The organism is Streptomyces sp. NPDC016851, assembly GCF_055562795.1.
In genome coordinates this window covers 1-21,548 of sequence record NZ_JBVHEP010000040.1, presented here as the reverse complement: position 1 = coordinate 21,548, position 21,548 = coordinate 1, and the positions used below count along the sequence as shown (strand labels likewise).

Below are 21,548 nucleotides of genomic sequence, written 5' to 3'. Positions count from 1 at the left end.
TCCATGTCTTTCTCAGTCGAGGAGCGCGATGGCGTCGTCCAGGTCCAGAGCACCCGATTCCAGGCGCTCCAGCACCTCCGGCACCGGGACGGCCTGCGGGCCGGGCGCCGGGGGCTTCTCGGTCCTGGTGGCCACCAGCCGGCCGAGTTCGTCCCGGCGCCGCGCGGCGAGATGAGCGGCCAGTTCGGCGATCGTGCCGTGCTCCAGCAGAGCGCTCGGCAGGAAGGCGGGATCGATCGTCCGGACCAGTTCCTCGGTCAGCGCCACGACCATCAGCGAGGTGAGGCCCATGTCGAGGAAACCGGTGTGCGGATCGATCTTCTCGGCGGGCCGTCCCAGTTGGGCGGCGACCAGCCCGCGCAGGAAGCGCCGGGCCTTGTCCTCCGCGTCGAGCTCGCTGTGCAGGGCCCCGGGCGGCAGCGGTCGGCCATCCGGCACGCACTGCCAGGCGAGGCCGTTCGCGTCGGCGTCGCCCGTGCACCGGGCCGGCTCCGGCCGTGGTCCGGGTGCCGGCCGTGGTTCGGGTGCCGGCCGTGGTTCGGGTGCCGGCCGCTGTTCCGGTACCGGGCGCTGCGGCGCGGTCCGGCCGCCCTGCGGTGCGCCCGGGATCCAGTGCCGGTCCTTGGCGAACGGATAGGTGGGCAGGTGCAGCCGCCGGGGGGCGTCCGCGTAGAGCTGGGGCCAGTCCACCTCGTAGCCCTGCAGCCACAGCTCGGCGATCTTGCGCCAGCGGCGCCGCGCGGCCCAGCGGCTCACCAGCTCCCGGCGCACGTCGTCCTCGTCCAGCAGCCGCGGTTCCAGGGACCGTTCGACGCGGCCCGTCCACAGGGCCGCGGATCCGGAGCCGTCCAGCAGCCCGCTCAGGCCGGCCTTGACCTCGTCGAGGCTGTGCGCCAGGAGGACCATGCGCTCCTCCAGTTCGACCCGGCCGGTCTGCAGGGTGAACGCCAGCGAGGGCAGGTCCACCCGGTCATGGGTCTCCAGGAAGTTCAGGAGTTTCCCGGCGTAGGCGCGCAGCCGCTCGGGATCCTTTGCCGACAGCGTGATCAGCACGCCGTCGGGAGCGGTGGTCCGGGCGGACGGATCCGTCTCCGGCCCCTCTTCGAGGATGACGTGCGCGTTCGCCCCGTAGGCCCCGAAGGCGCTCACTCCGGCGCGGCGTGGCCGGCCCGCGGCGGCTGTGTCGACGGTCCACTCCTCGAGCCTCGTCTGCAGGTAGAACGGTGAGTCGTCGAGTTCGAGGTAGGGGTTGCGCTTCTCCGCCGACAGCTGCGGGGTCAGGGTCCGGTGCCGGAGCTGGAGCGCGGTCTTGGTGAGCCCGCTCATGCCGGCGGCCGACTCGGCGTGGCCGATGCCGGCCTTCACCGATCCCAGGGCACAGAACTGCTTCTTGTCGGTGCCCTTCCGGAACGCCCGGATCAGCGCCTGGATCTCGATCAGATCGCCGAGCTCGGTGCCCGTCCCGTGTGCCTCCAGGTACGTGATCGTCTCGGGGGCGACGCCCGCCCTCGCCAGGCACTGCGCGACCAGGTCCTCCTGTGCGGCCAGCGACGGCACACGGATCCCGGCGGTACGGCCGGCGTGGTTGACCGCACTCCCCTTGATGACGGCATAGACGTCGTCACGGTCCTCGATGGCCTTGGCCAGAGGCTTGAGCAGGACGGCTCCGACTCCCTCCGCCGAGATGTAGCCGTCCCCGCCCGCCCCGAAAGACCGGCTGACGGCGTCGCTGGAGTGCAGCTCCAGCATTCCGTACGTCTGGTACTTGCTGGGGTGCAGTGACAGGTTCACACCGCCGACGAGGGCGGCCTCGCACTCTCCGCGCCGCAGGCCCTCCACCGCCAGGTGTACGGCGGTCAGCGACGAGGCGCACACCGTGTCCACGGCCATGGAGGGGCCGTGGAAGTCGCAGACGTGGGACACCCGGTTGGCGATGAGTGCGGGGTTCAGCGACAGCGGCATCGGCCGGCCGGCCCTGACGGCCTCGTCCTGGATCAGCGCGTAGTCCTTGTGCATGACACCGACGTAGACGCCGACGGCTCCGCGTCGGCTCCCGCCGAGATGCTCCGGGGTGTACCCGGCGTCCTCCATGGCCTCCCAGCAGACCTCCAGGAACAGCCGCTCCTGGGGGTCGATGAGGGCCGCGTCGTCCTCCGGGATCCCGAAGAACCGCGCGTCGAAGCAGTCCACGTCGTCGATGAACCCGCCCCAGCGGGACATCTGACGCCCCGACGGCGAGCGGATCCCCGCGAGGGACTCGTGGGGCCACCGGTCCTCGGGGACCTCGGTGATGCAGTCCCGGCCGGACTTCAGGTTGTCCCAGAACTCGGCGACGCTTCCGGCCTTCGGATAGCGGCCGGAGATCCCGATGATCGCCATGTCCTCCCCCGCCGCGCCGGAGGGAACCGGCTGCCGGAGCACGGAGGGCTGCGACGCCGTGCTCGCCGCGGTCCGAGCGGGGGGACGCTCGACGGCGTGGACAGCGGCAGCGGCGGTGGCCTGCGCGTCCGGCGGGCTTGCGGCCGTCGCTCCCGTCTCCTCAAGGTGCTTGACGAGGTCGGCCACCGTGGTGTGCTCGAACAGCAGTGTCGGGGACAGCCGCGCTCCCAGCGCCTGGTCCAGGCGTTTGACGACCTCCAGCAGGCGCGGGGAGTCCAGGCCCAGTTCGTAGTAGCCCGCGTTCGGGTCGACCGCGCTCTGCGGCACGCCGAGCTGTGCGGCGATGACCGACGTCACCAGGGCGCCGACGGAGCCCTCGTGGCCCTGCGGGGCGGCCGTCCGGGCGTCCGGGACCTCTCGTGCCGGGGTGGCCGCCGTGTCGGAGCGGGCGGTCGGGTCGCCGGCTCCGCGGTCGGGGTCGATGAGGCCGGGGTGCCGCACGAGCTTGCTCGTGAAGTTCGCCAGTTCACCGACCTTGTTGCCGTCGCGTTCGAAGAACTCCATCGTGAAGGTGAGCAGTTCTCCCCGGGCGGACACCGAGGACCGCCGGATACGCGTGCGGCACGCGCCGCGCAGGGGCACGGTCGCGTGGAACGACTCGTAGAACAACGGCAGGAACAGCCGTGTCTCGCCGCCCAGCAGGTCGATGACCGCGTCACCGCCCGCGATCACGCTGGCGTCGATCAGAGTCGGGTGGAACAGGTGCGTGTCGTGGCCGTCCGCGTGGCGCTCGTCGACGGACACATCGAGCCAGATGTCGTCCGCTCCGCCGTACGCGGCGCCCACGGCCTTCATGAGCCCCGAGTGCACCAACTCCTGCGTCCGGCAGGCCCGGTAGATGTCGTCGAAGTCCTTCCCGCGCGTGTCGGCCGGCGCCGCGTGCGGTTCGACGCGCTCGCCGAAGGAGACCTGTCCCGTGCGGTGCATCTCGGCGGTGATGTACCGCGAGGCCGCCGGGTCGTCCCCCGCTGCCACGGCGTCACCCACCTCGATCCGCCAGACGTCTGCCGTGTCGGGGCGCGCCTCGATGCGGATCTCCACATCGGCGTCGGGGGTCACGCTCAGCGGGCGGAAGATCGACAAGTTCCGCAGGGTGAGCTCCTCGGCGGCGTGCCCGGCCTCCGCGAACCACTGGTACAGGAGGTCGATCCAGGCCATTCCGGGCAACAGCCGCCGGCCGTAGACCCGGTGGTTGTCCAGGACCGGGTGCGCGGCGTCCATGCGGGTGCTCCACACCGTCGAGCGGGTGAAGCCGTGCGTGAGGACGGTGTCGCCCTCGTCCGGCGCTGTGCTGTGGGCCGCGTCGGCGGCCGGCCCGGTCGCCCGGCCGGTCCGTACGTCGACGCGCGTCAGTGTCGGCGGGGCGATCGGTCCCCGCCTGGGCGTGTCGTACGCCGGTGTCCGGTGGCCGAGGATCACGTGCCCGTTCGTGCCGCCGTCGGCGAAGCTGCTCAGTGCGGCGTACGGCAGGGCTGTGTCGGTCGAGTGCCTGGGGAAGACGATGTCGGCGGCGTCCGGTGCGTAGTGCTCCATGGGCTCGTGCCCGGACAGGAACGGCACCAGCCGCTGGTGGTGCACCATGAGCGCCACCTTGATGAAGGCGGCGATGCCCTCGGCGCACAGGGGGTGACCGATGTTGGGCTTCATCGACCCGAGGTGGAGCGGGGAGGTCCTGTCCTGCCGGTAGACGGCCTCGATCGCCTTGAGCTCCAGCAGGTCGGTCGTCTCGGAACCCGAGCCGTTGGCGTCCAGGTAGCGGACCTGGTCCGGCGAGCAGTTCGCCTGGCGGAGAGCGTCGCGCATGACGCGCTGCTGTGCCCGCGGGTTGGGGGTGGCCGGACCGGCCGTCCGGCCGTCGTTGTTGACGGCGATGCCCTCGATCACGGCGTAGACGGTGTCGCCGTCGCGCTCCGCCCTCGACAGCGGCTTGAGTACGACGACACCTGCGCCCTCGCCCAGGACGACTCCGGCGGCCCGGCCGTCGAAGACGTGGAACTCCCCGTCCTCGCGCAGCAACCCCCGGCGCCGGAACAGCTCGTGGTCCTCGGGCCCGGTCAGCAGGCTGACGCCCGCGACCAGGGCCAGGTCGACCGAGCCCGAGGCCATCGCGTCCATCGCGGTCCGCATCGCCACCAGGGACGACGAGCACGCGGTGTCCACCACCACGGCGGGGCCGTGCCAGTTGAAGAACTGCGCGATGTTGGCCGCGAGGTAGTTCTGACCGACAGCCATGATCGGGTTCCGGGACCCGTCGATCAGCCCGGCGTCGGCGTGCGCCCTGCTGCGGGCGCCGACGTACACGCCGACGTCGGCGCCGTCGAGGTCCGCGGGCCGGTACCCCGCGTGGTGGACCGCCTTGAGGCTTTCCTCCAGCAACACCAGCGCCTGCGGATCCATGGCCCGCACGTCCTCGGGGTGCAGCATGAAGGAGCCGGGATCAAAGCGGTGGACGTCATCGACCAGGCCCGCGTGGAAGTCGGTCGGAACTCCCCAGCGGCTCGCGGGAACCCTGCGGATGGCCGAGCGGCCCTCGGACAGCAGCTGCCAGTAGGCGGCCAGGTCGGGAGCGCCCGGGAAGCGGCATGCCAGGCCCACGACGGCGACCGGGTCACGGCCCGGGCCCGTCTCATGTGCCGTGGGCGTGGCGCTCCCGGCCACGGGACGCGCCTGCTCGCGTTCGATACGCGGCCCACTCACGGGGGCGGGGGCAATGGGCTCCGGGGCGCGTTCGGGGGTGCGTCCGGCAGCGAAGCCGGCGGTGGGCTCGGCTGCGAAGCCGACGACGGGCTCGGCTGCGAAGCCGGCGGCAGGCTCGGCTGCGAACCGCGCGGCGATCTCCGCGCCGTGCGTCTCGAGCAGCCATGCGGTCAGTTCGTGCAGCCTCGCGTGTTCGAGCAGCGTCGACGGGTCGAGCGGTACGTCCAGGTGCTTCCTGATCCTCTGCAGGATCTGCGCCAGCAGGATGGAGTCGGCTCCGTAGTCCGCGTAGGACGTGTACGCGTCGAGCTGCCCGGGGTCGAGGCCGAGTTCGTTTTCGAACGTCTGGCTGAGGAAGGCGGTCAGCCGCGCGGCGGCGTCGGCCCCCGGGAGCACGGGACCGCCGGGGTTCATGGGACCTTCCGGGCTCACGGCCCCTCCGGAGCGGGTCAAGGGACCTTCGGGGTCCAGCCGGACCCGCGGCCGCGGGCGCAACAGGGCACTTCCGTCGAAACGAGCGGGATCGACGACGACCGGCATGACCACCGGGCCCATGTCCGTCGTGAGGATCTCGTCCAGAATGGCCAGGCCCTCCCGGTCGGTGATGCTGAGCAGCCCCGTGTCGGTGTAGGCCCGGCTCCTGATCTCGCCGAGGCCGGTCTCCCGCCAGCTCGGCCACTGGATGCTCGTCACCGGCAGTGCCTGGGTGTATGCCCGCGCCGTGTAGTCCAGGAAGGCGTTGCCCATCGCGTAGTCGGCCACGCCGGCGCCCAGGGTGGGCACGGCCGCGGAGACGGACGAGAACAGCAGCACGAACCGGAGCGGACCGGGGTCGAGGCTCTGCAGCAGGTTCCGCGTGCCTTCTGTCTTCGGGGACAGGACCCTGCTGATGTCCTCGGCGGACTTGCGTACGAACGCCGGGTTCTCGGTGTCCATCAGCCCGGCGGCGTGGATCACGCCCGCGATCTCACCGAGCGTGGACTCGACGGACCGGATGCCCTTCCGCACCGCGTCGGCGTCAGCCAGCGGCAGCGCCGGGACCCGGACCTCGACCCCCTGCGCCTCCAGGTCCAGGACGGCACGGATCTTCTCGCGCGTCGCCGCCGAGTGCGTCTGTGCGTCGGACCACTGGTCCCGCGGCGGCAACGGTTCCCGGCCGGTGAGGACGAGCCGCCTGACGCCGTAGTGCTCCACCAGGTGCCGTGCACACAGCAGGCCGAGGCCGCGGGTGCCGCCGGTCACCAGCAGTACCTGCTCGGGACCGAACATCGGCCGGGCGGCCGGCGTTCGCCGGGCGAGGTCCGCGAGTTCGGGGATGTACCGGGAACCCTGCCGGTAGCAGACCTCCGTCTCCTCGTCGTCCGCACCGAGCTCACGGCAGATGACGGCCGCCAGCCGGTCGGCCGCCCGCTCCTCGGGATCGAGGTCGAGGTGACGGGCGGTGAGGCCGCCGTACTCGTTCTGCAGCATGCGGTGGAGCCCGGCCCGGTGGGCGCCGGCCAGGGTCGTGCGCCTACCGGCGAAGGACTCCAGTCCCTGCGTCACATAGATCAGGCGCCCTCCTCGCGAGGCGATGCCGGGCAGCACCGCCTGAAGGGGCGTCAGTCGCTCGTCGGGCGCGTCCTGTTCCGTCATGCCCGTCAGGTCGATCCAGGCCGAGCAGCCGGCGACGCGGTGCCCCGGCATCCGTTCGACGCCGGGGGCGCCGGCCTCCGCGAGCGTCGCGTCGTCGAGGAGCCCGGCCAGAACCTCGGCGAGCTCACGTGTGGCACGGTCGTGCAGGATCACCGTCGCGCCGGTCACGGTCCGTGTCCCGGCCGGCGGGGCGGTCCGCCACTCCTTGACGAGGAACCGGGTCTTCCGCCCGCCACCTCGTGCGGGCTCAGCCTCGTGCCGGGAACGGGTGTGTGCGCTTTCCGGCAGGGACACCCAGTGGCGGTCGCGGGCGAACGGGTAGGTCGGAGCATCGACCCGTCGGGGCCGGTGCACGCCGTGGAGCGCGTTCCAGTCGACGACCGCTCCTCGTGCCCACAACTCCACGACGTTCAGGAGTTTGCCGCGCTCGGCCAGCCGTCCGATCGTCTCCGCCAGTTCCTCGGCGGGCAGCAGCGCGAGCACGTCCTTGTCCCGCCTCGCGCTGCCCCGGGCGAGTCCGGGCACAGCGTCGTCCCCCGCCACGTACCGCTGGAGCTTGTCGGTGAGCGCTGCCACCGAGTCGGCGACGACGCCCAGGCGTTCGTCCATGGCCTCCCGGCCGACCTGCAGGGTGTAGGCGAGGTCGCGGAGGTCCGCGTCGTCCGGTTGTTCGCGCCGGATGTGGTCCAGGAGGGCTTCGGCCGACCGCATGAGCCGGTCCTCGTTCCGCGCCGACAGCACCACCAGCGCCGGAGAAGCGGACACGTCCGCGCACGAGGCGACGGCCGCGGGCGGTTCTTCGACGATGACGTGCGCGTTGCTGCCGCCCGAGCCGAAACTGCTCACGCCGGCCACGCGGGTGCGCCGCCCTCCCCGGTCCCAGGGTTCCAGGCGGTCCACGACGTGGAACGGCGAACCCTCCAGTGCGATCTTGGGGTTCAGAGTGCGGTGGTGGAGCGATGCCGGAAGCCTGCCGTGCCGCAGGCAGAGCACGACCTTCAGCAATCCCGCGATGCCCGCCGCCGCTTCGAGGTGGCCGAGGTTCGTCTTCACCGAACCCAGCCCGCACGGCGCGCAGTCGCCGGGGAACACGCGGGTGAGCCCCTCGACCTCGATCGGGTCGCCGAGTGCGGTGCCTGTGCCGTGGGCCTCGACGTAGCCGATCGCGGACGGTTCGACCCGCGCGTCGGCGAGTGCCGCCGAGACGAGCTCCGCCTGCCGGGCCGCATGGGGCACCGTCAGGCCGCCCGCCAGGCCGCCGTGGTTGGTCGCGCTGCCCTTGATGACCGCGTGCACCCGGTCGCGGTCGGCGAGCGCCCGGGAGAGGGGCTTGAGCAGCATGACCACGCCGCCCTCGGAGCGTACGTAGCCGTCGGCCGACGCGTCGAAGGTCTTGCAGCGCCCGTCGGGCGACAGCATGCCCGCCTGGTGGTAGGCGACGGTGTTGGCCGGATGGCACAGCAGGTTCACGCCGCCGACCAGGGCGGCGTCACAGTCGCCGGCCCGCAGCGCCCTGATCGCCGAGTGGACGGCTACGAGCGAGCTGGAACACGCGGTGTCCACCTGGATGCTGGGGCCGTGCAGGTCCAGGAAGTACGACACCCGGTTGGCGACGATCGCCATCGAGGTGGCCAGTCCGCTGTGCGCCTGTACCGGGAGCCGCTCGGAGTCCATGAGCCGCTGGTAGTCGGAACCGCTGGCGCCGATGAACACGCCCGTCGGGGTTCCCGCGAACGAGCTCGCCGGGTAGCCGGCGTCCTCCAGGCAGGCCCAGGCCAGTTCGAGCATCCAGCGCTGTTGCGGGTCCATACGCCGCGCCTCGTGCGGCGAGATGCGGAAGAAGGCCGCGTCGAAGCGGTCCACGTCTGTGACGAAGCCCCCGCGGTCGATGCCGGGGCAGTCCGCCGGGTCCGTCCCCTCAGGCCACTCCCAGCGGCCCTCGGGCAGGGTGCCGACGGCAGTGCGGCCCTCTTCCAGCAGCCGCCAGAGGTCCGCGTAGTGCTCGATGCCGCCGGGCAGACGGCAGGCCATGCCGACGATCGCGATGTCGCCCGCGTCAGCGGCGTCCCCGTGGGACCCTTCGGACGCGCTCTGCAGCGGTTCGGACGCGGCGCCGGTGCCCGCGGGGGCCGACTCGGCCGGCGAATCGGGGGCGTCCATGCGTTCCGGGACTTCCAGCTGCGGTTCCCCGTCCCGTAAGCCGTCGAGGTGAGCGGTGATCCGGGCGCCGGTGTTGTGCTCGAAGAAGAAGAGAGGTGCGAGCCGGACGCCGTACCGGTCCTCGATCCGCTCCTGGAGGTCGAGCAGGTCGGCCGAGTCCAGGCCGAGCTCGAACAGAGGGGTGTCCATGATGCGTTCGGCCACCTCGCCGCGGCTCGTGCCGACGAGCTCCGCGAGCAGCCCTCGTATGTCCTTCGCCAGCTCTTCGGCCGCCGGGACCCCGGCCGGCTCCGCCGCGGTCCTTTCGGCAAGCTGCCGCATCCGCTCGCGGCGCCCCGCCAACTCGTAGCGCACCAGTACGCCGTTGCCCCGGTTGACCAGGTCGCCCGGCCGGTACCCCGGCACGAGTCCGCGTACCTCGGCGCCGTGCAGCTGATGCATCCGCAGGACGGTGTCCACACAGCGTCCCTGAGGGTTCGTCGCCTTGACGTAGTCCCGCAGCTCGACATCCGCGTGCCGCTCGTAGTCCTTGCAGCGGGTCACCCCGACGACGGTCCGCACCTCGTCGTCTGCTTCGCAGCGCTCCAGCAGGTGTTCGAGCAGCGCGTCGCCGTAGCCGAGGCTCTGCTTCCGGGGATCCACGTTCAGTGAGAGCACATGAGCGACCGGACCGTCGGCGCGGTGCAGCCGGTCGGCGGTGTCGAACCGCACGGTGCGCACGTCGTCGATGTCCGCGATGCGCTGGGAGTAGATGACGGCCCAGACCACGCCGTCCGCCTCGACGACGAACTGACCGTCCCGATGAGCCACCAGCCGCTGCTCGATGACCTCGTCCGCGACCCGGAGCTCTGCCCGCCAGCAAAGTCTCTCCAGCTCCAACAACCGGGAACAATCCGATAGTTGGGCATGACGAACAAGACTGCTATCCATGTACTGCGGACACTCCCCCGTGATCAGCCGCTCACCTTCGTCCGAAAACGAGCGGCGCAAATGACTGTAACACCCACTCGTTCAGCTGTCCGATTCACAGCCCCATCAGCATTCCTTCACGACAATCCCTTAAAGTGAGACTCGGTGACACGCGACAGAAGGAGCGGCATGACGGGGAGACCATCCGCGACGGAAGCCCCGTTGTACGACCCATTCGCCGATGGCTTCACGGACGATCCGTATCCCCAGTACGCCCGTTTGCGGGACGACGCACCCGTCTACCAGCACCCCACGGGTTTCTGGTTGCTCTCCCGCTACGACCACGTCTCCGCGCTCCTGCGCTCGGGCGCCTCGGTAGACCTGCGCAACTCCGCGGCGGCGCCCCCGCCGCGCCGGGAGCGGGAGAACATGGCCCCCCTGACGGGGGGATTCTCGATGATCGACCGGGATCCTCCTGATCACACGCGGTTGCGTCGCCTGGTGCAGCGGGCGTTCACCACACGGGCGGTGAACGCGCTGGCGCAGCGCATCGGCGCACTCGTGGACGACATGCTGGACGAAGTGTCCGTCGCGGGCCGCGTCGACCTGGTGTCGACGCTGGCGTTTCCGCTGCCGTTTACCGTGATCGCCGAAATGCTCGGCACCCCACCCACGGACCACGCCCGCATCCGCGAGTTGAGCGGGACCATGGTCCGGGCTCTGGAACCGGTCTTCGACCCGGAGACGCTCAAGGAGATCGAGGAAGCGGACCAGGAACTCGCCGCGATCGCCCTGGAAATGATCGCCTGGAAGCGCCGCAATCCGTCGACCGATCTGATGACGGCGCTCATCAAGGCGGAGGAGGACGGCGACACGCTGAGCGACGAGGAACTGGTCGCCCAGATCCTGCTGCTCTACATCGCCGGTCACGAGACCACCATGAACCTCATATCCGGCGGCATACTGGCCCTTCTGCAACACACCGACCAGTCCGCGGCCCTGCGCTCGGACACCTCTCTGATGTCCAACGCCGTCGACGAACTGCTCCGCTATCACAGCCCGTTGCAGTCGAGCCGACGCGTCACCACGCAGCCGACGGTGTTCGGCGACGTCGAGATCCCGGCAGGCGCGATCGTGATCGCCAGCCTGGCTTCGGCGAACCGGGACGAGCGCCACTGGGGTCCGGACGCGAACGTACTGCGGCTGAACCGTGAGGGCGCGCGCGGCCACGTCTCCTTCGGCTCGGGGTCGCACCACTGCCTCGGGGCGTCGCTGGCCCGGCTGGAGGCAAGCATCACCTTCGAGCGCATACTGCACCGCTTTCCCGACCTCGCCCTCGACGGTGACGTGTTGTGGAACGGTCGTGTCAACGTGCGCGGGCCGGCCTCTCTCCCCGTCACGGTGCGCGGATGACCCATCCCGGCGAGACAGGCGCGACCCGCACCGTCAGGGACGGCGACCGGCTTCTCGAGGCGCTCCTGTCTGAGCCCGTCGTGGTCGTGGAGCGATTCGGTGACCCCCCGTCACTCGACCTGTTTCCGCAGGAAGCGGAGATCGTGGCCGCAGCCGTCGACAAACGGCGCCGCGAGTTCGCCACCGTACGGCTGTGCGCGCGCACCGCGTTGGCGCGGCTCGGTGTGGCACCGGGGCCGATCCTGCCCGTCGGGGAAGGCCCGGCATGGGCCGCTCGTGCCCCGCGCTGGCCCGAGGGCATCGTCGGAAGCATGACGCACTGCGAGGACTATCGCGCGGCGGCGGTGGCCCCCGCTTCGGCGGTCGCCTCGATCGGTGTGGACGCAGAGCCGAACGTTCCCCTGCCCCAGGGGGTCCAGGACGTCGTGACACTGCCCGAGGAGAGGCGCGTACTCGCGCTGCTCGCCCTTTCTCACCCGGGCGTCGCGTGGGACCGCTTGCTGTTCAGCGCGAAGGAGAGCGTCTTCAAGGCGTGGTTCCCACTGACCGGACGATGGCTGGGCTTCGACGAGTGCGTCATCACTCCGGATCCGGACCTCGGCACGTTCACGGCAGTGTTGAAGGTTCCCGGACCGGTCCTGGCCGGGGCACCCGTCAACCGCTTCACAGGGCGGTGGCGGGCTCTGGGCGGGAAGGGCGACGGCCATGTGGGAACCAGCGTAGTGGTCAGCCGCTTCTGACCTGTCTCGGCCCACCCTGGGTACTCGGTTGCCCTTCCTCGCGGCTGCAAAGGCGTCGGCGGCAGCTCGGGAGCCGGCAGTGGATCCCCGTCGTACCCCTTCACTTCGCCGAACCGTGTCCCTGCCATCCAGTCCTGCCGCGCCTGCTCGATCTCCTCCTGCGACCGTCATCCAGTTCCAGAACGTAGCGCATCCTGCTCGAATAAGCGCAGGTCAGCGGCGCGCGACCGAGGCGACCCGCGCGGCCACGGTGGAACTCGCCGCCCGTAACGTACGTCGAGGCGGTCTTGAAAGGCCGGCACGCGCCCACCCCGCTACCTGGCACGCCGAGCCTGCCCAGCCGGCGCGACCCGCGCGCGAGGCCGTTCGCGTCCGGCCAGGTCGGCAACCGAGCCGCTTCAGGACATCGCCGGCAAGATGCGACCGCCGCCGGTCGGGCGGAACACAGCCCGTGAGGTGCCTGGGGCGGCGACGCCTGCGTACTGCATTACGAGACGGCGTCACGTCCATTGACTCGCATTCTGCCCTCACCTATGGTTGAGGCACTTCTCGAAAGGACGGACCAGCATGGAGACAGTCGCCCTGATCGGCGTTCTGCTCGTGTCGTGCGCTGGCCGCCGGACCTATGACGAGCCGCTCAGCTACTTCCCGCCCCGGGAAGGACTGCGCCCCGGTACGGCCGCCGGCGAGCCTCAGACCCCGTTCTGAGTGTTCCGAGTGCCGTTCGTCGTCGAGCGACGAACACCCGCCGCACCGAGACCTTCGTAGTCCGTCGGGTCTTCACCCACGGGCCTTCACCGCATTTTCGAGGAGCGCATCATCATGACCACCACTGTCGGCCTTCAGCCGATCTCCGGACCGTCCGCCTGGCGCGGCGACGAGCTGTCGAGGTCCACCGAATGGATCTACCTGCTCAGCGACGCCGAGCGGGCTGAGCTGGAGGCACTGGGACGGCGCTTCGTCGCCGAGAACCCCGACCTGCGCACCGTCACCGCCGCCGACTACCCGTTCGACGCGTGCCGCGCACTCAACGAGGAGTGCGCGGCCCAGATGGACGCCGGACGCGGCTTCGTCCTGGTGCGCGGCCTGCGCACCGAGGAGTACGGCGACGCCATGGCAGCCGCCATCTTCTTCGTCATGGGACTGCACCTGGGCCAGCCGATCGGGCAGAACCAGCGCGGGGACCTGCTCGACCACGTGATCGCCACCTCCAACAAGACGTTGTCCGACGAGGGGGCTCTGCCCTCCCGCGTGCGGGACCGGCTGCCGTTCCACTCGGACAGCTCCGACGTCGTCGCCCTCATGTGCCTGCGCGGCGCCAAGGAGGGCGGAGCCTCCAGCCTGGTCAGCGGCACCACGATCTACAACGAGATGCTGCGCCGCCGGCCGGACCTCGCTCCCCGGCTCTTCGACACGTACCACTGGGACTGGCGGCGTCAGGACCCCGACTCCCCGGAGATGACGTACACCTCACCGATCATCGGCTACGTCGACGGAGTCTTCAGCACCTATGCGGGCAACTCGATGATCTTCAGCGCCCAGGAGTACCCCGGGGTCCCGCAACTGACGCCCGACCAGGTCGCGGCCATCAACCTCTTCGACGAGATCTCACAGGAGCCGGGCCTGCCGATCGACATGGATTTCCAGCCGGGGGACGTGCAGTGGCTGCTCAACTACGCCGCGCTGCACTCACGCACCAGCTACGTCGACCACCCGGAGCCGGAGCGCCGTCGGCACCTGCTGCGTCTGTGGCTCAAGCGGGACGTCGGCCGCCCGCTGGCTCCCAAGTTCGGCAAGCACGTCGTCGAGTTGGGTGAGCCCACGACGCCGCTGGTGCCTGGCGGCCGGTTCCGTATCGCCGACGCGGTCACCGTCAACGACGACTGGGGCGTGTGACACCGCCACCCGCACCGGCCCTCACGCTGACGGCCGGTGCGGGTGGTTCACACAACAGTTCCCCCACCGCCGCAGCCATGCCGACGCATGGCTGCGGCGGTTTTCTGCCCAAACGTACGGAGGCGCGCCTACGGGCGGCGCGCCTCCGTACCAGGGACCAGGGTGCCGACAGCATCGTCGACGTACACGTTCAGCAGGGTCAGCAGGCGGTCTCGTAGGGGATGATCACCTTCGCCGCCGTCTTCGCGGCGACCTCCTCATGCGTGACGCCGGGGGCGGTCTCGACGAGGACCAGACCGCCGTCGGTCACGTCGAGGACGGCCAGGTCGGTGATGATCCGGTCCACGCAGCCCTTCCCGGTGAGCGGCAGGTCGCACTCCTGGACGATCTTCGGGCTGCCGTCCTTCGCGGTGTGCGTCATGGTGACGATCACCCGACGGGCACCGTGCACCAGGTCCATGGCTCCGCCGATGCCGGTCACCATCCGGCCCGGGATCGCCCAGTTGGCGAGGTCGCCCAGCTCGGAGACCTGCATCGCGCCGAGTACGGCGGTGTCGATGTGGCCGCCGCGGATCATGCCGAAGGAGAGCGCCGAGTCGAAGAACGCCGCGCCGGGCAGCACCGTGACGGTCTCCTTGCCCGCGTTGATCAGGTCGGGATCGGCCTCGTCCTCGTAGGGGAAGGGGCCGGTGCCGAGAACGCCGTTCTCCGACTCCAGCACCAGATGGACACCCTCGGGCAAGTGGTTCGGGATCAGGGTCGGCAGACCGATGCCCAGGTTGACGTACTCGCCGTCGCGCAGCTCACGGGCCGCGCGGGCCGCCATGTCGTCGCGTGTCCAAGCCATCAGGCCCGCACCTCCCGGTTCCTCGGGGTGACTGTCAGTTTCTCGATCGTCTTGTCGACGGCCTGCTCGGGGCTGAGGGCCACCACCCGCTGCACGAAGATGCCCGGCAGATGGACCTGGTCCGGGTCGATGCCGCCCGGCTCGACCAGCTCCTCGACCTCGGCGATCGTGATGCGGCCGGCCATGGCCGCCAGCGGGTTGAAGTTGCGGGCGGACTTGCTGAACACCAGGTTGCCGTGGCGGTCCCCCTTCGCCGCCCGCACCAGGGCGAAGTCGGTGGTGATCCCGTGCTCCAGGACGTAGTCCCCGCCTGCGAACTCGCGGACCTCCTTGGGCGGTGAGGCGACGGCGACGCCGCCGTCACCGTCGTACCGCCACGGCAGGCCGCCGTCGGCGACCAGCGTGCCGACGCCGGCCGGGGTGTAGAAGGCCGGTATGCCGCAGCCACCGGCGCGTAGTCGCTCGGCGAGCGTGCCCTGGGGGATCAGCTCCAGCTCGATCTCGCCGCCCAGGTACTGGCGGGCGAACTCCTGATTGCCGCCGATGTAGCTGCCGGTCACCCGCGCGATCCGGCCAGCGGCGAGGAGCACGGCGAGGCCGGAATCCAGAGCGCCGCAGTTGTTCGAGAACACGTTCAGTCCTGTCACACCCGCTTCGTGCAGGGCCTGGATCAAGATGTCCGGTATCCCGCTCAAACCGAAGCCGCCGACTGCCAGGGACGCCCCGTCAGGGATGTCCGCCACGGCTTCGGAGGCTGAGGCGATGACTTTGTCCATCGGCCCGTTCACTTCCTTTCAGGGCATCCGTGCCCTACGTATGGCCTCGACATCACTCGCCTCGCTGGGGCCCCCGGTCGGCAACCGCCCGGGGCTAGCCCGGTTCGGTCAAGAGCTTTCGGTACATGCGCGCGAAGGCGCTCAGCTCCGTCAACGACAGGGCGTCGCGACGCGGTTCGTCGGTGTCCGGCCTCGCCCTCGGGCCGAGGCGTACGGTGTCGACACCGCGAGCGCGCAGGACGACACCGTCGGTCGAGCCCGTCCATCCGGTGATCGGCGGCGGCTGCGTACCGAACTCGTCGAGCCAGGCCGCTCGGGCGGCCGCAACCACCGGGGCGTCGGCCGGCGTGGCCGCGGCGGACGCGACCGGCTCGGCCTCCACGTCGATGGCGCAATCGCGCAGTACCGACGCCGCGCACCGCGCCCGCAGACGGTCCGTCAGCTCGGCCGCCAGCGCCTTCGGCTCCACCTGGTCACCGGCGACGACATAGAGATCGACCCGCAGTTGGGCCGGCAGCAGGTCCGGCTTGTCCGGCCATCCCCCGCTGATCGCTCCGATACCGCACGCCCGTCCGGTCTGCCCGCCCCTGGGATCTGCGGCCAGGTAGTCCGTGCGCCAGCGTGCCAGTTCGTCCAGGACGACGCCGGCCTGAGCGACGACTCCCCCGGGCGGCGTGGCGGATTCCGCCACCATCGCGGCCCCGGAGCGTCCGGTCACCCGGACGGTCAGGTAGAACGCGCCCGGCTCGTGCCACAGCAGCGTCGGCGGGCCGCACTTGGCCACGATCGCCGAAGGCGGCAGCGGGTAGGCGTCGGTGTACGCCTCCAGACCGGTGATGCCGCTCGTGCGGCGGTGCGTCCCGGAGCCCGCGAGCAGGAGCCGCCCGGCACCCGCCTCGGCGAAGGCCACCAGCGCGGCGGCCGCGGGCCCTCGGGCGACCCCGAGGCCGAAGCCGGTCACCCTGTCGCCGTCGACAGTCAGCGGACCGACGGGCGTGTCGTCGCCGGTGACGAGCCGGGTGGCCGCACCTTGCTCGTCCAGCGAGGTGTCGAGGTGGGAGTAGAGCAGCGGCCCGGCTCCGTGGGCGGCGACCAGGCTGCCGCCCGCCAAGCCGTGCTCCAGCACCTGCCACTCGATGTGCGGCCACCGCTCGGCGCACCAGGCGCGCAACCGGTGGGCAGCCGTGCGCTCCCCGCCGCGTGGGGCGGGGAGCGCGTCGAGCAGGTGCAGGACGTCGAGCAACCGCTGTCTCAAAAACGTCCCCAGTCATCGGAAGCCGGACGCCACACGTCGATGTTGCGCGGGTCGGCCGGCATCCTGCGGGGCCGGTGCGTCTCGTGCTCCTCCGGCGTGAACACCCGGTGCCGGTCGCACAGTTCGTAGCGCGGACCGAAGCGGGTGTCGTGCAGGTAGAACGCGATCGACGTCGACGCCGAGTGGTTGACGATGTCCGAGGCGATCGGCGCGCCCTTGTACAGCGCGCGGGCGCGCATCCGCATGACGTGGTCGAGGCTCTTCATCGCGAAGCACAGGTGCGCGGTGAAGTGCTCCTTGTTGTTCTGGATCGCGAGGCTGTGGTGGTAGCGGTCCTCGCCGCGGAAGAACGTGGTCGAGCCGACGACGTGGTCAGAGGGCCGGAACCGCAGGACGTTCTGGTAGAAGTCCACCGTTTCCTCGAACTTCGCGGTGGCGATGAAGGGGTGCACCAGGTCGAGCGGCCGGATCTCGATGTGCGGCGGCTCGGCGTACTCCTGGAACTCGGTGAACAGCTCGACGATGAGGCCGTCGGGGTCCTTCACCGCGAAGCCGTTGTCGCACAGAGCCTTCTGCCGCTCCTGCAGCTCCAGTACCTCGAGTCCGGCGTCGAGGACGCTCTTGTGGAGCTGTTCGAGGACCTCCTCGCTCTCGACGCTGTAGCCGATCGCGGTCGTCCACCCGTCGGTGCGCTCGGGGGTGTGGATCAGCTCGATCGAGTGGTGCTCGATGTCGGCACGCAGGTAGGCGTACTCGTCCGTGCGCTGCTCCAGCTGCAGACCGACGTGGTACTCAAGGAAGTCGATCGTGGCCTGCATGTCCGGGACTTCGATGCGGGCGTACTCCATGCCGTACGGGCCGTGCGGGCGTGTGCTCACCGGCGATGTCCTTCCTGCGGGGAGCGGGGAACGCTCGGCGAACTCGAACGAGGTGATGGCCTGTTGGGCGATGACCGGCCGCCAGCGCGTGCGCACGAAGCTCTCGTGGGACTCGCTGCCGAGATAGGCGAGCAGGTCGTCCTGGCCGTCGAAGTCGACGGCCATGGTGTGGGTGAAGGTCTGGTCGCGGGTGCTGATGTTCTCGCCGAGGACGAAGCCGCGCATGGCCGGGTACCGGTCCGGAAAGGTACGCAGCTCTGCCAGCACGGACTCCCGCGTGGCCTCGTCGACTCCGTCGGCGAAACGGAAGGACAGGGTGTGTCGGATCATCGGATCGCCTTCCGTCGCCGGCTAGAGGATGAAGCTGAGCCGGGCGCCTGCCGCCAGCGACTCGTGGCCGAGGATCGAGCGCCGCGACCGGAACCGCAGTCCGTCCTCGGTCGGCACCAGCAGATGGTCGTACCACCCGACGTAGGCGTCGAAGCGCCCGTCGCGGGCACGGTGCACCACGAAGGACGCCGCCACCCGGAAGGAGTCCTCCGACTCCTCGGACAGCCGCACGTTGGACACCAGCCGGTGCGTGCGCGAGTGCGGGTTCTCGGCGTGTGCCTTGCGGGACTTCAGTCGCTTGACCCGCGCGTTCAGCAGGTCCCAGTCGTCGTCGACGAACGATCCGGTCTCGTGCGGCGACCAGCCGGGGCGGTAGTCGGTGGTCGGGATCTCGTAGCGGGCACCGGGCTCGAAGAGGGCCAGCCAGCTGTCGTAGTCCCAGTGGTCGAGGATGTCCGCCTCGGCGTAGAGGAAGTCCTCCACCTCCGGCCTGGTGACGGTGCGTCCCGCGCACCGGACCAGGCCGCGGTTGCTGGTCGTCGTCATCGCACGTCCCTCCCTGCCAGGAAGGACGCCGGTCGCTCGCCGTGGATCTCGAGGCCGTCGTCGAGCCCGGTGGCTTCGACCCATTGCCGCCAGAAGCCTCGCATCGCGCCCTCGTCGATCGATCTGCCCTGGACGCCCTTGACCTCGTCGGCCATGCCGCGTGACATGTCGCTGTAGTCCAGCTCGGGCGCGGTGGTGCCCGCCGTGGCCTGGATGCCGCGCTGGACCGCCTCGTACGCCTCGATGTCGTCCGGCGTCGCGAGTCCGCCCGGGCCGACGAAGCTGACGACCGTCTTCATGCGCAGGGCGCGCGTGTCCGGGTCCTCGTCGCGGGGGACCAGTTGCCAGGCGCGCACGTCGGTCTGGTCGGGCGCCACCGGCTCCAGCTGCCGGATCGACAGACCCTCGATGTCGAACAGCAGCAGGTTCGGGAAGACGAACAGGATGTGGCTCTCGTCGGCCACGTAGTGCGCCCGCTCCTCCCCCAGCCGCTGTGTCATCTCCGCTCGGTGGGCCTCGGTGCGGACCCGCTCGTCCTCGCCGAAACGCGGTTCCCAGAGCATGCTGATGCGTCCGCCGTGCCCGGTCAGGACCAGCAGTCCGTGGCCGTTGCCGAGGTTGTACGCGTACTGGTCGTCGTCGGTGACGGCGTAGCCGCTCTCGCGCAGGTAGCCCACGAACGTGTTGTGCGTCGGCGCGAAGTGGTAGCCGTCCATGGCGTTCTCGACAGCGAGTTTCCAGTTGCCGCGCACGCTGTAGAGCTGTGTGCCGGGCAGTGTGGTCATGCCGCCGGCGTGCTGCTGCTGGATCATCGTCATGTAGTCGGCCGCGTCGCCGAGGTAGTCGAGCAGCGGCGGGACGTCGGGGTCGAAGGAGACGAAGACGAACCCTTCGTGGGTCTCCAGGCGCGGCACGCCGCGCAGCCCCATCGACGCCCGGAACTCGTCGCTCGACTCGTACGCCCCGGCGTCCGGGATCGCGGCGACCTCGCCGTTGTTGCGGAACGTCCAGGCGTGGTAGAAGCACTGGAAGAGCCTGGTCGAACCCTCACTTTCGCGGCACAGCACGGTGCCGCGGTGCGGACAGGAGTTCAGGAACGCGTGCACTTCGCCGGCGCTGTCCCGGCAGAAGATCAGCGGTCGGCCGCCGAGGGTGCGGACCTTGAAGTCGTTGGGGTTGGGGATCTCGGTCTCGTGCCCGAGGTAGAGCCAGGTGTGCATCCACACCCAGCCGCGTTCCCGGGCGAAGATTTCCGCGCTTCGGTAGGCCTCGCGGTTGACCCGGAAGGTGAGCTGGTCCCAGTCCTCGACGATCATCGGCGCTGGGACGGTCCGGGGGTTGCTTCCCATGGGGAGTTTGCCTCTCACAAGTCCCGACCCGAGTGGCGCGCTATGAGACGCCATCTCGTATGTCGCATCAGAGTCCCCCAGCATTCTCAAGGTGTCAAGCATTCTTTTTCCGGTTGACACCCTGCCCCGGTACGGCCATCATCCTGTTCCACATTGAAATACACCGTCTCGCATGCTGTGCGACCGTGTGAAGGGCAACAAGCTCGTGCCGTACGTCATCACGCAGGCCTGCATCGACGTCATGGACAAGTCGTGCATGGAGGAGTGCCCGGCCGACTGCATCTACGAGGGCGACCGGATGCTCTACATCCAGCCCGACGAATGCGTCGAGTGCGGGCGCTGCGAACCCGTCTGCCCGCAGATCTCGATCTTCCACCACGAGGACCTGCCCGAGGAGAGCAAGCAGTTCGAGCGCATCAACGCCGAGTTCTTCACCCTCGGAACCGAACCGCTCGGCTCGCCCGGCGGAGCCCGCAAGGTCGGCCGGGTCGGCCACGACCACCCGGAGGTGGGCGCGTGACCGGCCACGCGCCCACGGGAGCCGGCCCCGAGGTCTCCGTCGACCTGCTCATCATCGGCGCCGGCCCGACCGGGTTGTACGGCGCGTACTACGCCGGCTTCCGCGGCTTGAGCGTGGCGGTCGCCGACGCTCTGCCCGAGGTGGGCGGCCAGATCGCCGCGCTGTACCCCGAGAAGTTCATCTACGACGTGGCCGGCTTTCCCGCCGTCCGCGGTCAGGACCTGGTGGACCGGCTGGCCGAACAGGCCTGGCGGTGGAACCCCACCTATCTGCTCGGTCACGGGGTCACCCGGCTGGACGACACGGGCGAGGGCGTCGTCGCCACCACCGACGCCGGCGCGCGGATCACCGCGGGCGCGGTGCTCGTCTGCGGCGGCATCGGCAACTTCATCCCCCGCGAGCTCCCGGTGGGCTCCGAGTACCTCGGCCGGGGGCTGCGGTATTTCGTCCCGCGGTTGCACGAGCTCGCCGGGCAAGACGTCGTGGTGGTGGGCGGCGGGGACTCCGCGCTGGACTGGGCGCTGTCGCTGGAGCCGGTCGCCTCGTCGGTGACGCTGGTGCACCGGCGCACGCGCTTTCGGGCCCACGAGCGCAGTGTCGAGCAGGTGCACGCGTCCTCGGTGCGGGTGCTGACGCCGTACGAGGTCGAGAAGGTCTCCGGCGAGGCGGCCGTGTCGAAGGTAGTGGTCGCGTGCTCCGACGGCGACCGGATCACCCTGCCCGCCCAGTCCGTCGTGGCCGCGCTCGGTTTCATCGCCGATCTCGGCCCGATCGAACGGTGGGGACTCGAGCTGCGCCGTCGGCGCATCCTCGTCGACCGCACGATGCGCACGAACCGGGAGCGCGTCTTCGCGGCCGGCGACATCGCCGACCACGACGGCAAGGTCAGCCTCATCTCCATCGGCTTCGGCGAGGCGGCCCTGGCCGTCAACCACATCGCCGCCCTGCTGGATCCAGCACGCTCGATCACACCGGGGCACTCCTCGGACGCGTGAGGTTCCGCGCTGAGCCGTGGGGGGGGGGGGGGGGGGGGGGGGGGGGGGGGTGGGGGGGGGGGGGGGGGGGGATGCCCAGGTCCATGGTGAGCCGGTCGCCGCCGGGCGTCTCGGAGGGCGGCGATCCGAAGCCCACGACGGGTTCACCCTTGATCTCGGTGAC

At 70.4% G+C, this 21,548-nt stretch carries 13 protein-coding genes and 1 pseudogene; 6 read left to right on the top strand and 8 right to left on the bottom strand.

Annotated features, from left to right (window positions below):
• Positions 1 to 12 precede the first annotated feature (12 nt).
• A complete protein-coding gene (locus tag ACZ3I3_RS39390) occupies positions 13 to 9,813 on the bottom strand; it encodes a GNAT family N-acetyltransferase (RefSeq protein ID WP_467372598.1) in 9,801 nt (3,266 codons plus the stop codon).
• Positions 9,814 to 10,029: 216 nt separating this feature from the next.
• Between ACZ3I3_RS39390 and ACZ3I3_RS39385 the strand changes: the two genes are divergently transcribed.
• Positions 10,030 to 11,253, top strand: a complete 1,224-nt coding sequence (locus ACZ3I3_RS39385) for a cytochrome P450 (protein ID WP_467372597.1) — start codon at positions 10,030 to 10,032, stop codon at positions 11,251 to 11,253.
• Complete coding sequence (locus ACZ3I3_RS39380) at positions 11,250 to 11,993, top strand: 4'-phosphopantetheinyl transferase family protein (RefSeq protein WP_467372596.1); 744 nt, start codon at positions 11,250 to 11,252, stop codon at positions 11,991 to 11,993. The genes ACZ3I3_RS39385 and ACZ3I3_RS39380 overlap by 4 nt, the downstream gene beginning before the upstream one ends.
• Positions 11,994 to 12,025: 32 nt before the next feature.
• On the opposite strand, the pseudogene ACZ3I3_RS39375 reads toward ACZ3I3_RS39380, so the two are convergent.
• Positions 12,026 to 12,176, bottom strand: a pseudogene (locus ACZ3I3_RS39375) (pirin family protein); the annotation flags it as partial.
• A gap of 384 nt (positions 12,177 to 12,560) precedes the next feature.
• On the opposite strand from ACZ3I3_RS39375, the gene ACZ3I3_RS39370 reads away from it, so the two are divergent.
• On the top strand, positions 12,561 to 12,701 hold the full coding sequence (locus tag ACZ3I3_RS39370; RefSeq protein ID WP_020277398.1) for a hypothetical protein: 141 nt from the start codon (positions 12,561 to 12,563) through the stop codon (positions 12,699 to 12,701).
• A gap of 114 nt (positions 12,702 to 12,815) precedes the next feature.
• Positions 12,816 to 13,889, top strand: a complete 1,074-nt coding sequence (locus tag ACZ3I3_RS39365; RefSeq protein WP_467372595.1) for a TauD/TfdA family dioxygenase — start codon at positions 12,816 to 12,818, stop codon at positions 13,887 to 13,889.
• A 199-nt stretch (positions 13,890 to 14,088) separates the two neighbouring features.
• On the opposite strand, the gene ACZ3I3_RS39360 is transcribed toward ACZ3I3_RS39365, so the two are convergent.
• The 6 genes from ACZ3I3_RS39360 to ACZ3I3_RS39335 all read right to left on the bottom strand — a co-directional run bounded on the left by ACZ3I3_RS39360 (position 14,089) and on the right by ACZ3I3_RS39335 (position 19,870).
• On the bottom strand, positions 14,089 to 14,736 hold the full coding sequence (locus ACZ3I3_RS39360; protein ID WP_467372594.1) for a CoA transferase subunit B: 648 nt from the start codon (positions 14,734 to 14,736) through the stop codon (positions 14,089 to 14,091).
• The gene (locus ACZ3I3_RS39355) at positions 14,736 to 15,512 is read right to left on the bottom strand and encodes a CoA transferase subunit A (protein WP_467372593.1); all 777 of its coding nucleotides are present in this window, start codon (positions 15,510 to 15,512) and stop codon (positions 14,736 to 14,738) included. The genes ACZ3I3_RS39360 and ACZ3I3_RS39355 overlap by 1 nt, the downstream gene beginning before the upstream one ends.
• 94 nt (positions 15,513 to 15,606) lie before the next feature.
• Positions 15,607 to 16,767 (bottom strand): hypothetical protein, encoded by a 1,161-nt coding sequence (locus ACZ3I3_RS39350; protein WP_467372592.1) that lies wholly within the window; start codon positions 16,765 to 16,767, stop codon positions 15,607 to 15,609.
• On the bottom strand, positions 16,764 to 17,975 hold the full coding sequence (locus tag ACZ3I3_RS39345) for a VOC family protein (RefSeq protein ID WP_467372591.1): 1,212 nt from the start codon (positions 17,973 to 17,975) through the stop codon (positions 16,764 to 16,766). The genes ACZ3I3_RS39350 and ACZ3I3_RS39345 overlap by 4 nt, the downstream gene beginning before the upstream one ends.
• 21 nt (positions 17,976 to 17,996) lie before the next feature.
• Positions 17,997 to 18,521, bottom strand: a complete 525-nt coding sequence (locus ACZ3I3_RS39340) for an aromatic-ring-hydroxylating dioxygenase subunit beta (RefSeq protein WP_467372590.1) — start codon at positions 18,519 to 18,521, stop codon at positions 17,997 to 17,999.
• The gene (locus ACZ3I3_RS39335) at positions 18,518 to 19,870 is read right to left on the bottom strand and encodes an aromatic ring-hydroxylating oxygenase subunit alpha (protein WP_279545746.1); all 1,353 of its coding nucleotides are present in this window, start codon (positions 19,868 to 19,870) and stop codon (positions 18,518 to 18,520) included. The genes ACZ3I3_RS39340 and ACZ3I3_RS39335 overlap by 4 nt, the downstream gene beginning before the upstream one ends.
• Before the next feature lie 172 nt (positions 19,871 to 20,042).
• Between ACZ3I3_RS39335 and fdxA the strand changes: the two genes are divergently transcribed.
• The gene (fdxA, locus tag ACZ3I3_RS39330; RefSeq protein WP_467372589.1) at positions 20,043 to 20,390 is read left to right on the top strand and encodes a ferredoxin; all 348 of its coding nucleotides are present in this window, start codon (positions 20,043 to 20,045) and stop codon (positions 20,388 to 20,390) included.
• Complete coding sequence (locus tag ACZ3I3_RS39325) at positions 20,387 to 21,385, top strand: NAD(P)/FAD-dependent oxidoreductase (RefSeq protein WP_467372588.1); 999 nt, start codon at positions 20,387 to 20,389, stop codon at positions 21,383 to 21,385. Before fdxA ends, ACZ3I3_RS39325 begins: the two co-directional genes overlap by 4 nt.
• The last annotated feature ends 163 nt before the right edge of the window (positions 21,386 to 21,548 follow it).

Bases quoted from the DNA above. Each gene is read 5' to 3' on its own strand.
- ACZ3I3_RS39385 (WP_467372597.1), top strand. From the start codon at position 10,030: ATGACGGGGAGACCATCCGCGACGGAAGCCCCGTTGTACGACCCATTC.
- ACZ3I3_RS39380 (WP_467372596.1), top strand. From the start codon at position 11,250: ATGACCCATCCCGGCGAGACAGGCGCGACCCGCACCGTCAGGGACGGC.
- ACZ3I3_RS39370 (WP_020277398.1), top strand. From the start codon at position 12,561: ATGGAGACAGTCGCCCTGATCGGCGTTCTGCTCGTGTCGTGCGCTGGC.
- ACZ3I3_RS39365 (WP_467372595.1), top strand. From the start codon at position 12,816: ATGACCACCACTGTCGGCCTTCAGCCGATCTCCGGACCGTCCGCCTGG.
- ACZ3I3_RS39360 (WP_467372594.1), bottom strand. From the start codon at position 14,736: ATGGCTTGGACACGCGACGACATGGCGGCCCGCGCGGCCCGTGAGCTG.
- ACZ3I3_RS39355 (WP_467372593.1), bottom strand. From the start codon at position 15,512: ATGGACAAAGTCATCGCCTCAGCCTCCGAAGCCGTGGCGGACATCCCT.
- ACZ3I3_RS39345 (WP_467372591.1), bottom strand. From the start codon at position 17,975: ATGATCCGACACACCCTGTCCTTCCGTTTCGCCGACGGAGTCGACGAG.
- ACZ3I3_RS39340 (WP_467372590.1), bottom strand. From the start codon at position 18,521: ATGACGACGACCAGCAACCGCGGCCTGGTCCGGTGCGCGGGACGCACC.
- ACZ3I3_RS39335 (WP_279545746.1), bottom strand. From the start codon at position 19,870: ATGGGAAGCAACCCCCGGACCGTCCCAGCGCCGATGATCGTCGAGGAC.
- fdxA (WP_467372589.1), top strand. From the start codon at position 20,043: ATGCTGTGCGACCGTGTGAAGGGCAACAAGCTCGTGCCGTACGTCATC.